The following is a 15,500-nucleotide window of genomic DNA, read 5'->3' as shown; positions in this document are numbered from 1 at the left end:
TTTAGGGGCGTAGTTCAATTGGTAGAGCACCGGTCTCCAAAACCGGGTGTTGGGAGTTCGAGTCTCTCCGCCCCTGCCAGTTACCAATTAAGTAATAATAAAAGAAGTATCTATTGATAACCCGATTATTTTGGTCGGGTTTTTCTTTATCTGAAATTTGACTATTTGTGATTTTTGAATAGCTTATCACTTCAGCTTTCCAGGCATGTCTTCCTTTCTATCTGATCTATAAAATGCATTTTATATGGTCACCTGAGTACTATTCTATTTTATCAAAAAACAATAGCAGTATAATTTATTAATTATTAATAAGTTAGAGTGATTTTATTTTTGTATTGAAAGGCTAATACAGCTATATCTATAAATTAATCGGGAAAATAATTAGATTTTTATTTGGTTTTAGATTAATCATCGTTTAGTTAAAGGATAATTAATCTAAATTACTTATCTTCTGCAATGTCATCATTAAGCCGAGCATTTTTGATAGGTGTCTTAATTAATTGATTAATTAGTGCTTGTTGGTCATTTTTCTGTAACCAAATAGCATAGATAGGTTTAATAATTGCAGTTTCTGAGAGTGTTTTTAGGTCAGGGTATTGAATAACCCAGTGTGCAGGTAAAAACGCCGCAGAAAGCGATACAGGGAGTAATTGGCGGGTAATATGTGCGGATGTCGTGACCATTACAGGGGTGTCGCCCTGTGTTAGCGCTGATTCGTCTTTAGGGTGAAAGTCTGCTCCCCATTCTAGTTTAATATAGTTGTATTTAGTGAGAGCAATATTTTTTTGTGAAGACATTAATTGCAATTCAATGGACCCTATAATGGTGCTTTCAAACTCATCCATTTTAGGCGGTTCTGTTGCAATTAACAGATCTAGCTCCCTTGAATGTAATTGTTTTACAAGAGATTGACGTGTAGATACCCTTGCCTCTAATCTTAATTCATTGTGCTGAATATAAAGATCTTCGACCCAATCAGAGAGATAACCTTCCCATAGTGAAGCTGTGGCACCAATTGATAATTCAGTGTGTTGTGAAGCATGAGATATTTCTTTTTTAGCCTGTAGCCAAGTATTCATTAAAGATTCAGCATAAGGGACAAGGCGTTCACCAGCAGCAGTTAACCGAATATTATTACGGTGCCGAGTGAATAAGCTGGTACCAAGTTGGGTCTCTAATTGTCGAATACGAAAGCTAACAGCAGACTGCGTTAAATAGAGAGATTCAGCTGCTCTACCGAAATGTCTGGTTCTACTGACTTCCAAAAAAGTTTTTAATAACTCGCTGTCCACATACATCTCCAATTATTTTTGTCGTGATGATTTAAATGTTTTGTTTTACAGATTGTCTATGCTGTCTAATACTCCGCGCCATATAGAGTTGACTGTAACAAGTTAGGAGTGTGTCAGATGGCAGATAGCTTCATCACGACTAATCGTTTTTTTGATAACAAACATTACCCACGTGGCTTTTCTCGTCATGGTGATTTCACCATCAAAGAGGCTCAGTTGCTAGAGCGTCATGGTCAAGCTTTTAATGAGCTTGATACAGGTAAACGAGCTGCGCAAACAGAAGAAGAGAAACTTTTCGTTGCTGTTTGCCGTGGTGAGCGTGAACCTGTTACCCCTGAAGAAAAAGTTTGGGTAAAATATTCTAGTCGTATTAATCGTCCAAAACGTTTCCATACTTTATCTGGTGGTAAACCACAGATAGATCCATCGGAAGACTATACTGACACGGATGATTAGTATCGCTGTGTATTAGAGAGGGACTTCGGTCCCTTTACTTATTTCAGATAGTCAGTCTTTTTATTCTTAGCCTTCCAACCTGCTCAGCTTACTTGTTTTTGCAAATGAAGCAATAACTTATCCATCGCTCTATAGCCAAGAGCTTCCAGTAAATGTGTTCTTTCAATATGAGTTGATGCGCTCAGGTCAGCAATAGTACGAGAAACTCTGAGTATCCTATGCCAAGCACGGATAGAAAGCCCTAACTTATTAAGTGCATGCTCTAAGAATAATGCGTCTTTATTATTTAGTAAGCAAAATTGTGTGGTTTCTCTTGACGTTAGTTGGCTATTTATCTTTCCTGCTCTCTCCATTTGTTTATCTCTTGCCTGTATCACTCTTATCCTTATTTGCTCGCTGGTTTCACCTTGGTTTGTTTGGTGACTCAGTGTGCCCAGGGGAAGTAACGGGATCTCAATGGAAAGATCGAATCTATCAATAAAAGGGCCTGACAGGCGTGAAAGATAGCGTAAAATTTTTGATGGAGAGGAACGGCTTCTTTCTCCTTGATAGTGCCCTGTTGGGCTCGGGTTTAATGCTGCAATTAATTGAAAGTTAGATGGAAAGGTAACTTTTGCTTTTGCCCGAGAAATAACTATTTTTCTCGATTCCAATGGTTCACGTAGAGAATCAAGTACAGAGCGGCTGAATTCAGGTAATTCATCTAAGAATAGAATGCCATTGTGGGCAAGAGAAATTTCACCGGGTTTAGGTAGGCTTCCTCCACCAATAAGCGCAGCAATAGAAGCACTATGATGAGGCGTTCTAAATGGCCTTATAGGCCAATTGGGTTCATTCGTGATGATATGGCTTAAACTATGTAGAGCGGCTATTTCTAGAGCTTCTTGTGAGGTTAGAGGGGGCAACAGCGTGGTTATTCTGCTGGCTAACATTGTCTTTCCTGTTCCTGGAGGGCCTAACAATAATAAATTGTGTCCACCAGCAGCACAGATTTCTAATGCTCTTTTCCCTTGTTCTTGCCCGATAATATCACTGGTATCACACTCATGGTCACTGGGTTGTAGTATTTGAGATAGATGCTGATTACTGGTTAATTTTTTCTTTTCATGCAAAAAATGACAAAGTTCAAGTAAAGATGCTGCAAATTTAACACTATCGTCAGGTAATAAATTTAATTGATGCTTATTTTCAATTGAAAGAATTAATTGTCTGTTATGAGCGAGTGCGGCTTGCGCTGCAGGGATTGAGCCATTGATATACCTAACAATACCAGATAACGCTAACTCGCCTAGAAATTCATATTGGTTTAATTTTTCATGAGGTATTTGTCCTGAAGAAGCCAAAATAGCGATAGCAATCGCTAGATCGTAGCGGCCACTTTCTTTGGGTAAATCAGCAGGCGCTAAATTAACTGTCATTTTTTTGACTGGATATTCAAAGCCACTATTGAGTAAAGCGCTTCTAACTCTATCTCTGGCTTCTTTGACTGCGGTTTCAGGCAAACCAACTAAAGTTAATCCAGGGAGTCCATTACTAATATGCGCTTCGACAGTGACAAGTGGAGAATCCATTCCTATTGATGCTCTGGTGTAAACGATAGCAAGTGCCATAAATCCTCCATCCGAATTGACAGAGTAATATTCTGTATAAAATTTGGTAACTTTAACAAAGTTTGTTTTTTATTTGCGAAGCGACTCGATAACTAAATTGTCTAATTTTGGTGTTGTTTCATTTTTTTGGGAAGCGCTTCTAAAGGCTTGGCTATTGGATATTGCCTTTGTTTTCTAGATAATAAAAAATAAGTTAGAACAAAAATTCATTAGGAATATTTTATATAAAACAATGAGACTCTTGGATAAAAGTCATCATATTTATCTAGTGTATGTAGCTAGTTAAGCTGAATATAACAACCGCAATTACTGGTATTTAGCTTTAAGTCCAGTCTAATATTTTGTTTTTTACGTAATTATTTGATTTTAAATGAAATAAACACTTCGTTAATAAAAAAAATAAATAAAAGTTGTCAAAATGATTTTAAAATGATATCTCTTTAATAAAGATAACGAATAATTTGAAAAAGAAAAATTCATGAACGCATTTATCCAAGCAGTTAGCCTAATTATTATTAGCGTGGTGGTGATTATTATCCCACCGTGCGGGGCTGCACTTGGACGACGAAAGCTGAAATGATAGCTTAATCTTACGAGAACCCCGCACCGAAAGGCGCGGGGTTTTTTTTGATATGAATTTTGATAAAAACATAATAAATACAAATAAATAAAATATAGGTGACAGGAGAAAAGCATGAACGGAGCGCAATGGTTAGTTCAAGCATTACGAACGCAAGGTGTTGATACCGTTTTTGGGTATCCTGGTGGTGCAATAATGCCAGTTTATGATGCATTGTATGATGGTGGAGTGGAGCATTTATTATGCCGACACGAGCAGGGCGCGGTTATTGCCGCAATTGGATACGCACGTTCGACCGGTAAGACAGGTGTCTGTATTGCGACATCAGGCCCCGGAGCAACCAACGTGATCACGGGTCTTGCTGATGCATTATTAGACTCTGTTCCTGTCGTTGCGATCACAGGGCAAGTCGCTTCCGAGCTTATTGGCACCGATGCGTTTCAAGAAGTCGATGTTTTAGGGTTGTCTCTCGCTTGCACTAAACACAGTTTTTTAGTGGAATCGATAGAAGATTTACCGCGTATTCTCGCTGAAGCTTTCGCAATCGCAAATAGTGGACGTCCTGGTCCTGTACTGATTGATATTCCGAAAGATATTCAGCTACAACATGCTGAACTATCACCATTTTTGATGCCTGTAGAGCAAGATATGATAACGCCAGCAGAGGAAATTCAACAGGCTATAAGCCTACTTGAGCAATCTGAGAAACCCATGTTGTATGTTGGTGGCGGGGTTGGCATGTCAGGAGCGGTTGACGAACTAAGAGCGTTTATTGATTATACTGGGATCCCTTCAGTTTCTACGCTGAAAGGTCTGGGAGCAGTGAAGCCGTCTGATGAGAATTATTTGGGTATGCTTGGAATGCATGGTATGAAAGCAGCCAATATTTCAGTGCAACGTTGCGATCTATTAATTGCAGTAGGTGCTCGTTTCGATGATAGAGTGACGGGAAAACTGAATACGTTTGCACCAAATGCTAAAGTTATTCATATCGATATCGATCATGTTGAGTTGGATAAGTTACGCCAAACTCACGTGGCATTATTAGGCGATGCAAAAGCTTTACTTCCTGAATTGATGCTAAAAAAATCAATTTCAGCTTGGCAGCAAGAAGTCCAACAGCTGAAAAAAGATTTCGGCTGGCGCTATGATCATCCCGGCGAACTTATCTATGCACCTCTCTTGTTAAAACAACTGTCGGATAAAATGAAACCAAATACAGTGGTGACGACAGATGTTGGTCAACATCAAATGTGGTCAGCTCAACATGTTAGGGTTGATGGTCCTGAAAATTTTTTAACATCGAGTGGACTTGGGACTATGGGGTTTGGTGTACCTGCAGCTATTGGGGCCCAAGTTGCTCGACCACAAGATACGGTTGTTTGTATTTCAGGTGATGGCTCGTTCATGATGAATGTCCAAGAGCTCGGCACTATTAAACGCAAAAAACTTCCAGTTAAAATTTTATTATTAGATAACCAGCGTTTAGGCATGGTTCGTCAGTGGCAGGAGCTATTTTTTGAACAACGCTATAGCGAAACTATTTTAACTGATAACCCTGATTTTGTAGCACTAGCAAGTGCATTTGATATTCCGGGACGCCGTATAACCAATAAATCTGAAGTTGATGCTGCACTCGATGAGTTACTCAATAGTGAAGGCGCGTTTTTATTGCAGGTGTCAATTAATGAATTAGAAAACGTCTGGCCATTGGTTCCACCAGGGGCAAGTAATGAAAAAATGATGGAGAAACCGTTATGATGCAACATCAACTCTCTATACTGGCTCGTTTCCGTCCAGAGGTTTTAGAGCGTATATTAAGGGTCGCACGCCATCGTGGATTCTGTATAAATGCGATGAATATGGACCAATCGGCAGATGGCAATAACGTAAATATTGAACTGACTGTAAGTAGCCAAAGGCCGTTGATACAGCTTTGCGATCAATTAACCAAGCTTTCGGACATTACAGAAGTTGAAGTACTACAACAAGAATCGCGACTATTACGCACACAAAGTGCAATGTAAGGAATATATAAAATGACTAAGAAAGCTGACTTTATTTGGTTTAACGGTGAAATGACGCCATGGGCAGATGCGAAAGTCCATGTTATGTCTCATGCTCTGCATTATGGGACATCCGTATTTGAAGGCGTCCGTTGTTATGATTCACACAAAGGCCCAGTGGTCTTCCGTCATCGTGAACATATGCAGCGCCTGCGCGATTCTGCAAAAATTTACCGTATGCCTGTCAGCTATAGCGTAGATGAATTAATGGAAGCCTGTCGTGAAACACTACGTAAAAATAATTTAGTCAGCGCTTATATTCGCCCATTAGTTTTTATTGGCGATGTTGGAATGGGCGTAAATCCACCAGATGGTTACAGTACTGATGTCATTATGGCGGCCTTCCCTTGGGGGGCATACTTAGGTGAAGAAGCCTTAGACCAAGGTATTGATGCAATGGTGTCTTCTTGGAACCGCGTTGCACCCAATACAATTCCTACAGGCGCAAAAGCAGGTGGTAATTACCTGTCATCTCTACTTGTTGGTAGTGAAGCACGTCGCCATGGCTATCAAGAAGGTATTGCATTAGATGTACACGGCTATTTATCTGAAGGTGCAGGTGAAAACATTTTTGAAGTCAAAGATGGCATTTTATTCACACCGCCGTTTACTTCATCTGCTTTACCGGGGATCACGCGTGATGCAATTTTAACCTTAGCAAAAGATATGGGCATTGAAGTGCGTGAACAGACATTGTCTCGTGAATCTCTCTATCTGGCGGATGAAGTCTTTATGACAGGTACCGCCGCTGAAATTACCCCTGTCCGCAGTGTCGATGGTATTGAAGTCGGGATTGGTCGTTGTGGCCCGATGACCAAGAAAATCCAACAAGCATTCTTCGGCTTATTTGATGGCACTACCGAAGATAAATGGGGTTGGTTGGATCAAGTTAATCCTTAATAATTAAATATAAATATCCCTCCAGCATAAAGAGCCTATTGGCGATATGTCATTGAATTATGCAAAGGGTAAATGTTACAGGCGGTCGTTCCCCGCCTGTTTTAAACACGGGAGTAAAGATATGCCTAAGTACCGTTCAGCAACAACAACTCATGGTCGTAATATGGCTGGTGCTCGCGCATTGTGGCGCGCAACGGGTATGACCGATGCTGATTTTGGAAAACCTATTATTGCAGTTGTGAACTCATTCACTCAGTTTGTTCCAGGTCATGTTCATTTACGTGATCTTGGTAAGCTCGTTGCGGAGCAAATCGAAAAAGCGGGTGGCGTTGCGAAAGAGTTTAATACAATTGCGGTCGATGATGGGATTGCCATGGGACATGGCGGAATGCTGTATTCCTTACCTTCCCGTGAATTAATTGCGGATTCAGTTGAATATATGGTCAATGCACACTGTGCGGATGCAATGGTGTGTATCTCTAACTGTGACAAAATCACTCCGGGAATGTTGATGGCATCCTTACGCCTTAATGTTCCGGTTATTTTTGTGTCAGGTGGCCCGATGGAAGCCGGTAAAACTAAGCTTTCAGATCAAATTATTAAGTTAGATTTAGTTGATGCGATGATCCAAGGCGCTAACCCGAATGTTAGTGATGAAGTGAGTGATCAAATCGAACGTTCAGCATGCCCAACTTGTGGTTCGTGCTCTGGTATGTTTACTGCTAACTCAATGAATTGCCTAACGGAAGCACTTGGTTTATCACAACCCGGTAATGGCTCATTGTTAGCAACTCACGCAGATCGTGAAATGTTGTTTATCAACGCCGGTAAACGTATTGTTGAGCTTACTAAACGTTATTATGAAAAAGACGATGAAAGTGCGTTGCCGCGTAATATTGCGAATAAATCAGCGTTTGAAAATGCGATGATATTAGATATCGCAATGGGTGGCTCGACAAATACCGTTTTACATTTATTGGCGGCGGCACAAGAAGCAGAAATTGATTTTACCATGGATGATATTGACCGCTTATCTCGCAAAGTGCCGCATTTGTGTAAAGTGGCACCAAGTACCCAAAAATACCATATGGAAGATGTCCACCGAGCTGGTGGGGTTATCGGTATTTTAGGAGAGCTTAGCCGAGCGGGTTTATTACAAGAAGATGTTACCAATATTCTAGGCCTGACTTTTCAAGAAACATTAGCGCAATATGACGTGATGTTGACGGAAGATGAGGCAGTTAAATCGATGTTCTCGGCAGGACCTGCGGGTATCCGTACCACGAAGGCTTTCTCACAAAATTGTCGCTGGCCATCGCTGGATACAGATCGTGAAAATGGCTGTATTCGTCGTCTTGAACATGCGTATAGCTTGGATGGCGGCTTGGCGGTTTTATCCGGTAATATCGCCGAAGATGGCTGTATCGTAAAAACGGCAGGGGTAGATGAAGGCAGTTTAGTCTTCCGAGGGCCAGCGAAAGTTTTCGAAAGCCAAGATGATGCTGTTGAAGCGGTATTAGGTGGGAAAATTGTTGAAGGTGATGTGGTTGTTATTCGCTATGAAGGGCCAAAAGGCGGTCCGGGCATGCAGGAAATGTTGTATCCAACCTCTTACTTAAAATCAATGGGGCTGGGTAAAAGTTGTGCGCTTATCACGGATGGTCGTTTTTCTGGCGGTAGTTCAGGGCTTTCTATCGGTCATATCTCGCCAGAAGCAGCAAGTGGTGGCTTGTTAGCTTTGGTGCAAGAAGGCGATATCATCGATATTGATATTCCAAAGCGAACCATAAAACTGGATGTTAGTGATAGCGAGCTTAATAAACGCCGTGATGCAGAACTAGCTCGCGGTGATAAAGCTTACACGCCAACAAATCGTCAACGCGAGGTTTCTTTTGCATTGCGAGCTTATGCTTCACTCGCCACAAGTGCTGATAAAGGTGCTGTCCGCGATAAATCGAAACTAGGGGGCTGATTGTGGCAGCTGCAAAACCGTTACCGGCCAAGCCATCAGGGGCTGATTACTTAAAAGCGGCGCTTAGTGCGCCGGTGTATGAAGTGGCGACGGTCACGCCACTTCAGCAAATGGATAAGATATCTGCACGTTTGGCGAATACGATTTTAGTGAAGCGTGAAGATAGGCAACCTGTGCACAGTTTCAAGCTGCGTGGTGCTTACGCCATGATTGCGACTTTGACAGAAGAACAAAAAGTCAAAGGAGTAGTGACTGCTTCGGCGGGTAATCATGCCCAAGGTGTTGCTTTATCTGCGAGCCGAGTTGGTGTGAAAGCTAAAATTGTTATGCCAGTCGCAACTGCCGATATCAAAGTGGATGCTGTGCGTAGTTTTGGCGGTGAAGCTATTTTGTATGGCGCAAATTTTGATGAAGCGAAAGCCAAAGCAATAGCCATGGCAGCGGAAGAAGGCTATACCTTTGTACCGCCTTTTGATCATCCATCCGTGATAGCCGGACAAGCAACAATTGCTTTAGAACTGTTACAGCAAGATGCACACTTAGACCGTATTTTTATTCCCGTTGGTGGTGGTGGATTGATTGCCGGTGTCGCGGTTTTAATTAAGCAACTGATGCCTGAAATCAAAATTATCGGTGTTGAAGCTGAAGATGCCGCTTGTTTAAAAGCTGCACTAGAAGCAGGGCATCCTGTCGATTTACCTCGTGTTGGCTTATTCGCGGAAGGGGTTGCGGTTAAACGTATTGGTGATGAAACCTTTAGGCTGTGCCAGCAATATGTTGACGATGTGATTACGGTTGATAGCGATTCAATTTGCGCTGCATTGAAAGATATTTTTGAAGACGTGCGTGCAATTGCTGAGCCATCCGGCGCATTAGCTTTAGCTGGATTGAAAAAATATGTTCAGCAGCACAACATTAAAGGCGAGCGCCTTGCGCATATTCTTTCTGGCGCAAATATGAATTTTCATGGATTACGTTATGTTTCTGAGCGTTGTGAGCTTGGGGAACAGCGAGAGGCATTGCTGGCAGTCACTATTCCTGAAAAAAAAGGGAGTTTTTTACGCTTTTGTCAGCTATTAGGGCATCGTGCAATTACTGAGTTTAATTATCGTTATACCGATGCAGATCCTGAGCATGCATGCATTTTTGTTGGAGTGCGGTTGAGTGAAGGTGAAAGCGAGCGTTTAGAAATTATTCAAGAATTACAAAATAATGGCTATGAAGTAACAGATTTGTCTGATGATGAAATGGCGAAACTTCATGTGCGCTACATGATTGGTGGTCGCCCTTCTAAGCCATTAGATGAGCGATTATATAGTTTTGAATTTCCAGAGTCCCCAGGGGCATTGCTGAAATTTCTAGAGACCCTAGGTACGCATTGGAATATTACGCTATTTCATTACCGTAGCCACGGGACTGATTATGGCCGAGTATTAGCCGCATTTGAATTGTCAGGCCCTGAAGTTCGCTTTGATCGCCATCTTGATGCGCTGGGTTATGAATATCATGATGAAACGGGTAACCCATCATTTCGTTTCTTTTTAGCGCCGCAAGATAAGCAAAAAGTGTTAGATTGAGTTTTCAGGGAGTAATGCCCAAAACGCTTTAATTAAGGGCTCATTTAGGCGTTTGCTAAGTAGACAAACGCCTAGCTCGAATGGCTCGACCATCGAAATATTATCTAATTGAGAAATGCGGCTGCGTACAGGTTCAGGGCTGTTGTCTACAACAACGCTGGGTATCAACGCAATGCCGCAACCAAGAGCAACCATCGAAACAATGGCCTCATGGCCTGATACTGTGGCATATATTACGGGATTATTGATGTGATGGCGTTTAAACCATAATTCGATACGTTTACGTGATGGGCCATGCTCCGGCAAGATGAAGGGCACTGTTGACCAATCAGGTTTTTCTTCTGCCACCATGGTGCGTACCGCGCAGGGCAAAGACGGCGCGATTAAAACTAATGGTATTTCACCAATTTTAGCAAAACGCACGCTATCGGGTAAACGTTCTGGCTTTCCTGCAATACCAAGGTCGGCTTCGTTTGTTTCGACTTTTTCAACCGCATCTGCGGCATCGCCAGTGGTAAGCTTTATTTCAACCAAAGGATGTAGCGCTCGGAACTTATCGAGGACTTGGGGTAAGTGACTATAAGCTGCAGTGACCGAACAAAAAAGGCGTAGCTCCCCACTTAATGATGGGCTTTGCTGATTAAGTGCATGCTGTAATTGCTGGTGTTGTAACAAGGTTTGTTGAGCAAACTGCTTAAGGTGTTCACCGGCTTGGGTCAGTTTTACCGAACGATTATCACGAATGAATAGGGGATGTCCCAACTGTTCTTCAAGGCGCTGAATTTGCCGTGACAAGGTTGATGGGCTGACGTGCATTGCTTTTGAAGTGCGACCAAAGTGTAAGCTTTCAGCTAAATGTAAAAATAGCTTCAAATCACGGATATCCATTTCGTCCTCTGATAAGGTAGATAATAGTGTTGCAAATATCGCAACATTATATTGTTAATATATCAATTTAAGCAATGCACAACATCGAATATAGTAAATCCATAAAGGCTCAAAAATGAGCAACAGGTAAATCGATTACCTGACATAACGAATAAAACAGAACAATGGAGCATGACAATGGCGAATTATTTTAACACATTGAATTTACGCGAGCAGTTAGCGCAACTGGGTAAGTGCCGCTTTATGAACCGCGATGAATTTGTGGATGAAGCGAATTATCTGAAAGGTAAAAAAATCGTTATCGTCGGTTGTGGTGCTCAAGGTTTAAACCAAGGCTTGAATATGCGTGATTCAGGTTTAGATATCGCTTACGCATTACGTGCCGAAGCAATTAGCGAAAAACGTGCATCATGGCGTAAAGCGACAGAAAATGGTTTTAAAGTTGGCACATATGAAGAGCTGATCCCGGAAGCAGATTTAGTTGTTAACTTAACGCCAGACAAACAGCATTCTACTGTTGTTCGTGCCGTTCAGCCAATGATGAAGCAAGGCGCGGCATTGGGCTACTCTCATGGCTTTAACATTGTCGAAGTCGGTGAAGAGATCCGTAAAGATATTACCGTTGTGATGGTTGCCCCAAAATGTCCGGGTACGGAAGTTCGTGAAGAATATAAGCGTGGCTTTGGCGTTCCAACGCTGATTGCTGTTCATCCTGAAAACGACCCGAAAGGTGAGGGTATGGCTATCGCGAAAGCATGGGCAGCGGCAACGGGTGGCCATCGTGCAGGTGTTCTGGAATCTTCATTTGTTGCTGAAGTTAAATCTGACCTGATGGGTGAGCAAACTATCCTGTGCGGTATGTTGCAAGCGGGTGCATTACTGAGCTACGACAAAATGGTGGCAGATGGCGTTGAGCCAGGCTATGCAGGCAAGCTGATTCAATTTGGTTGGGAAACGATCACGGAAGCGTTGAAACAAGGTGGTATCACGCTAATGATGGATCGCTTATCTAACCCTGCAAAAGTACGTGCATATGCATTATCTGAGCAACTGAAAACGATTATGGCACCATTATTCCACAAGCATATGGATGACATTATCTCGGGTAAATTCTCATCAGATATGATGGCTGACTGGGCAAATGATGATAAAAACTTGCTGACATGGCGCGAAGAAACCGGTAAATCGTCATTTGAAAACTACCCAGAGTATGAAGGCAAAATTTCTGAGCAGGAATATTTTGACCATGGCGTTTTGCTGGTTGCGATGGTTAAAGCGGGCGTTGAATTAGCATTCGATACTATGTTAGAAGCCGGTATTTATGAAGAGTCTGCCTATTATGAGTCTTTACATGAGCTACCATTGATTGCGAACACCATAGCACGTAAGCGTTTATATGAAATGAACGTGGTTATTTCAGATACAGCAGAATACGGTAACTACTTGTTCTCTTTTGCCGCTGTACCAATGCTAAAAGATTTTATGACTAAGTTACAAGCAGGCGATTTAGCGAAGCCCGTTGCGGACAACGGTACAGACAATGCACAGTTACGTGATATCAATGAAGCGATCCGTAACCATCCGATTGAGACTATCGGTAAGACTTTACGGGGTTATATGACGGATATGAAGAAGATTTCTAGCGCACAATAATTCCTCGTCACTCTTCGCGTGATAGGTGCGTTGGCTGCACTCGGTTACCCAAGTCACATACTATTGTATGCTCCTTGGGATAACCTCCTTTGCCGCCTTCCTCTAACACGAATAGCTTAGAAAAATATCAAAGCAAAAATTTTCAATGAAAGCCGTGTGATGAAGTATCACGTGGTTTTTTGTTTTATCGTATTCATATAGAAGAAATAAAGCAGGTGCGTTGGCTTCACTCGGTTACCCAAGTCACATACTAATGTATGCTCCTCGGGATAACCTCCTTTGCCGCCTGCCTCTAACGCGAATAGTTTAGAAAAATATATTGATGTAATAAAAGAATAAAACAAAACCACATGATTCTGATGAATGATGTGGTTTTTTGTTTTTAGAAAGGAACATTGCTCAAGAGTTGATTGGGTTTCTGCTACAATCTGTAGCGAGTTCCATTTTGAATAATTAAGTGATGTAGAGAAACCATGCGATTAAATCCAAGCCAGCAACAGGCTGTTGAATATGTGGAAGGGCCATGCCTTGTGTTGGCAGGGGCGGGTTCGGGAAAAACTCGAGTTATCACCAATAAGATCGCCCATTTGATCCGCCAATGCGGCTATCAACCTCGACAAATTGCCGCGGTAACCTTTACCAATAAAGCCGCACGTGAGATGAAAGAGCGTGTGGCGCAAACATTAGGTAAAAAAGAGGCTCGTGGGTTGATCATCTCTACATTTCATACCTTGGGCTTGGAAATTATTAAGCGCGAGTATAAAGCATTAGGCATTAAAGCGAATTTTTCACTGTTTGATGATCAAGACCAAATAGCACTTCTGAAGGAGCTGACATTTGATCTGCTTGAGGAAGATAAAGATCTCTTAAAGCAACTGATCTCATCGATCTCTAACTGGAAGAACGATCTAATTTCACCGCAACAAGTGATGGGTCAAGCTAGAGGCGAAAAAGAGCAGCATTTTGCGGAATGTTATCGACGCTATGAGTTACATTTAAAAAGCTGTAATGTCCTTGATTTCGATGATCTTATTAGTAAACCAACTCTGTTGCTCTATCATAATGAAGAGGTGCGTGATCGTTGGCAGCAAAAAATTCGTTACTTGCTGGTGGACGAATATCAAGATACCAATACCAGCCAATATCAACTCGTTAAATTACTGGTAGGAAAACGTGCAAGGTTTACGGTTGTTGGTGATGACGACCAATCTATTTACTCTTGGCGTGGTGCTCGTCCTCAAAACCTTGTGCTATTAAATCAAGATTTTCCTAAGCTTAATGTGATTAAGTTAGAGCAAAACTACCGCTCTTCAGAGCGCATCTTAAAAGCCGCTAATATTTTGATAGCGAATAACCCGCATGTATTTGAAAAGAAACTTTTCTCTGAATTGGGCTATGGTGCGCCTTTAAAAGTCTTAACTGCAAATAATGAAGACCATGAGGCTGAAAGGGTAATTGGCGAGCTAATTGCACATCATTTTATCAATAAAACTCAATATAAAGACTATGCAATTTTGTATCGAGGTAATCACCAGTCGCGTATTTTTGAAAAAATGCTGATGCAAAACCGTATTCCGTACCACATCTCAGGAGGAGCTTCCTTTTTCTCACGCCCTGAAATAAAAGATTTATTAGCTTATTTGCGAGTACTTACTAACCCTGAAGATGATAGCGCGTTCCTGCGTATCGTAAATACACCGCGCCGTGAAATTGGCCCTAAAACCATTCAAAAATTAGGTGAGTGGGCAAATCAACGCAGTAAAAGTCTGTATCAAGCCAGTTTTGATCTCGGGTTAGAGCAATCTTTAAAAGGAAAAGGTTTAGAAGCATTGCAGCGATTCACTCATTGGATGGATGATATTGTAAAAATATCGGAACGAGAGCCTCTAATCGCTGTGCGCGATTTATTACGCGAAATAGATTATGAAAGCTGGCTTTATGAAACATCAGCAAGTGCAAAAGCCGCCGAAATGAGGATGAAAAACGTCAATCAATTGTTTACTTGGATGAGTGAAATGATTGAAGGTGATGAGCTTAATGAGCCGATGTCTCTTACCCAGATAGTGACTCGTTTCACATTACGCGACATGATGGAACGTGGTGAAGATGATGAGGATTCTGATCAAGTTCAGCTAATGACTCTACATGCATCAAAAGGGTTAGAATTTCCTTATGTATTTTTGGTTGGTATGGAAGAAGGATTATTACCTCATCAAAGTAGTATTGATGAAAATAATATTGATGAAGAACGTCGATTAGCTTATGTCGGGATCACTCGAGCACAGCGGGAACTCTTTTTTACACATTGCCGTGAGCGTCGTCAATATGGTGAGTTAATTCGTCCTGAATTGAGCCGATTTCTGCTTGAATTGCCGCAAGATGATTTAGAGTGGGAACAACAACGTAAAGTTGTGACGGCCGAGGAGCGTATGCAAAAAGGGCAGTCTGCACTTGCTGACATCAAAGCGCGTTTAGGTTTGAGTAAAAAAGAAGATGTATAATATAA

At 41.7% G+C, this 15,500-nt stretch carries 12 protein-coding genes and 1 tRNA gene; 10 read left to right on the top strand and 3 right to left on the bottom strand.

Annotated elements, in window-relative coordinates; translation table 11 throughout:
• The first annotated feature begins 3 nt into the window (after positions 1–3).
• Positions 4–79, top strand: a tRNA-Trp gene (locus M998_RS09590).
• A gap of 361 nt (positions 80–440) precedes the next feature.
• On the opposite strand, the gene hdfR is transcribed toward M998_RS09590, so the two are convergent.
• Positions 441–1,298: an HTH-type transcriptional regulator HdfR gene (hdfR, locus tag M998_RS09585; protein WP_068439700.1), complete on the bottom strand. Its 858-nt coding sequence runs from the start codon at positions 1,296–1,298 to the stop codon at positions 441–443.
• Positions 1,299–1,409: 111 nt separating this feature from the next.
• Between hdfR and M998_RS09580 the strand changes: the two genes are divergently transcribed.
• The gene (locus M998_RS09580; RefSeq protein WP_068439702.1) at positions 1,410–1,748 is read left to right on the top strand and encodes a MaoP family protein; all 339 of its coding nucleotides are present in this window, start codon (positions 1,410–1,412) and stop codon (positions 1,746–1,748) included.
• A gap of 83 nt (positions 1,749–1,831) precedes the next feature.
• On the opposite strand, the gene M998_RS09575 is transcribed toward M998_RS09580, so the two are convergent.
• On the bottom strand, positions 1,832–3,358 hold the full coding sequence (locus tag M998_RS09575) for a YifB family Mg chelatase-like AAA ATPase (protein WP_068908622.1): 1,527 nt from the start codon (positions 3,356–3,358) through the stop codon (positions 1,832–1,834).
• A 478-nt stretch (positions 3,359–3,836) separates the two neighbouring features.
• Between M998_RS09575 and ilvL the strand changes: the two genes are divergently transcribed.
• The 6 genes from ilvL to ilvA all read left to right on the top strand — a co-directional run bounded on the left by ilvL (position 3,837) and on the right by ilvA (position 10,453).
• Positions 3,837–3,938: an ilv operon leader peptide gene (gene ilvL, locus M998_RS19295; protein WP_073890001.1), complete on the top strand. Its 102-nt coding sequence runs from the start codon at positions 3,837–3,839 to the stop codon at positions 3,936–3,938.
• 114 nt (positions 3,939–4,052) lie between these two features.
• Positions 4,053–5,699, top strand: a complete 1,647-nt coding sequence (gene ilvG / locus M998_RS09570; RefSeq protein WP_068439705.1) for an acetolactate synthase 2 catalytic subunit — start codon at positions 4,053–4,055, stop codon at positions 5,697–5,699.
• Entirely contained in the window at positions 5,696–5,965 is a 270-nt protein-coding gene (ilvM, locus tag M998_RS09565; protein WP_068908620.1) for an acetolactate synthase 2 small subunit, read from the top strand. Before ilvG ends, ilvM begins: the two co-directional genes overlap by 4 nt.
• A gap of 12 nt (positions 5,966–5,977) precedes the next feature.
• The gene (locus tag M998_RS09560; protein WP_068908618.1) at positions 5,978–6,904 is read left to right on the top strand and encodes a branched-chain amino acid transaminase; all 927 of its coding nucleotides are present in this window, start codon (positions 5,978–5,980) and stop codon (positions 6,902–6,904) included.
• A 121-nt stretch (positions 6,905–7,025) separates the two neighbouring features.
• On the top strand, positions 7,026–8,876 hold the full coding sequence (gene ilvD, locus M998_RS09555; RefSeq protein WP_068439710.1) for a dihydroxy-acid dehydratase: 1,851 nt from the start codon (positions 7,026–7,028) through the stop codon (positions 8,874–8,876).
• A gap of 2 nt (positions 8,877–8,878) precedes the next feature.
• Positions 8,879–10,453 carry a threonine ammonia-lyase, biosynthetic gene (gene ilvA / locus M998_RS09550; RefSeq protein WP_068908616.1) on the top strand — a complete coding sequence of 525 codons (1,575 nt, stop codon included), beginning with the start codon at positions 8,879–8,881 and terminating at the stop codon, positions 10,451–10,453.
• On the opposite strand, the gene ilvY is transcribed toward ilvA, so the two are convergent.
• Positions 10,445–11,341: an HTH-type transcriptional activator IlvY gene (gene ilvY, locus M998_RS09545; RefSeq protein ID WP_068908614.1), complete on the bottom strand. Its 897-nt coding sequence runs from the start codon at positions 11,339–11,341 to the stop codon at positions 10,445–10,447. The two genes, ilvA and ilvY, sit on opposite strands and share 9 nt — an antisense overlap.
• A 177-nt stretch (positions 11,342–11,518) precedes the next feature.
• On the opposite strand from ilvY, the gene ilvC reads away from it, so the two are divergent.
• Together ilvC and rep are read left to right on the top strand one after the other, a co-directional pair.
• Positions 11,519–12,994 carry a ketol-acid reductoisomerase gene (ilvC, locus tag M998_RS09540; protein WP_068439717.1) on the top strand — a complete coding sequence of 492 codons (1,476 nt, stop codon included), beginning with the start codon at positions 11,519–11,521 and terminating at the stop codon, positions 12,992–12,994.
• A 473-nt stretch (positions 12,995–13,467) separates the two neighbouring features.
• Positions 13,468–15,495 carry a DNA helicase Rep gene (gene rep / locus M998_RS09535; RefSeq protein WP_068439719.1) on the top strand — a complete coding sequence of 676 codons (2,028 nt, stop codon included), beginning with the start codon at positions 13,468–13,470 and terminating at the stop codon, positions 15,493–15,495.
• Positions 15,496–15,500: the final 5 nt, after the last annotated feature.

The organism is Providencia heimbachae ATCC 35613 (genome assembly GCF_001655055.1).
GTDB classification, from domain to species: domain Bacteria; phylum Pseudomonadota; class Gammaproteobacteria; order Enterobacterales; family Enterobacteriaceae; genus Providencia; species Providencia heimbachae.
This window is presented reverse-complemented; position numbering and strand designations above follow the sequence as displayed.

Bases quoted from the DNA above. Each gene is read 5' to 3' on its own strand.
- rep (WP_068439719.1), top strand. From the start codon at position 13,468: ATGCGATTAAATCCAAGCCAGCAACAGGCTGTTGAATATGTGGAAGGG.
- ilvC (WP_068439717.1), top strand. From the start codon at position 11,519: ATGGCGAATTATTTTAACACATTGAATTTACGCGAGCAGTTAGCGCAA.
- ilvL (WP_073890001.1), top strand. From the start codon at position 3,837: ATGAACGCATTTATCCAAGCAGTTAGCCTAATTATTATTAGCGTGGTG.
- hdfR (WP_068439700.1), bottom strand. From the start codon at position 1,298: ATGTATGTGGACAGCGAGTTATTAAAAACTTTTTTGGAAGTCAGTAGA.
- M998_RS09575 (WP_068908622.1), bottom strand. From the start codon at position 3,358: ATGGCACTTGCTATCGTTTACACCAGAGCATCAATAGGAATGGATTCT.
- ilvM (WP_068908620.1), top strand. From the start codon at position 5,696: ATGATGCAACATCAACTCTCTATACTGGCTCGTTTCCGTCCAGAGGTT.
- ilvD (WP_068439710.1), top strand. From the start codon at position 7,026: ATGCCTAAGTACCGTTCAGCAACAACAACTCATGGTCGTAATATGGCT.
- M998_RS09580 (WP_068439702.1), top strand. From the start codon at position 1,410: ATGGCAGATAGCTTCATCACGACTAATCGTTTTTTTGATAACAAACAT.
- ilvG (WP_068439705.1), top strand. From the start codon at position 4,053: ATGAACGGAGCGCAATGGTTAGTTCAAGCATTACGAACGCAAGGTGTT.
- M998_RS09560 (WP_068908618.1), top strand. From the start codon at position 5,978: ATGACTAAGAAAGCTGACTTTATTTGGTTTAACGGTGAAATGACGCCA.
- ilvY (WP_068908614.1), bottom strand. From the start codon at position 11,341: ATGGATATCCGTGATTTGAAGCTATTTTTACATTTAGCTGAAAGCTTA.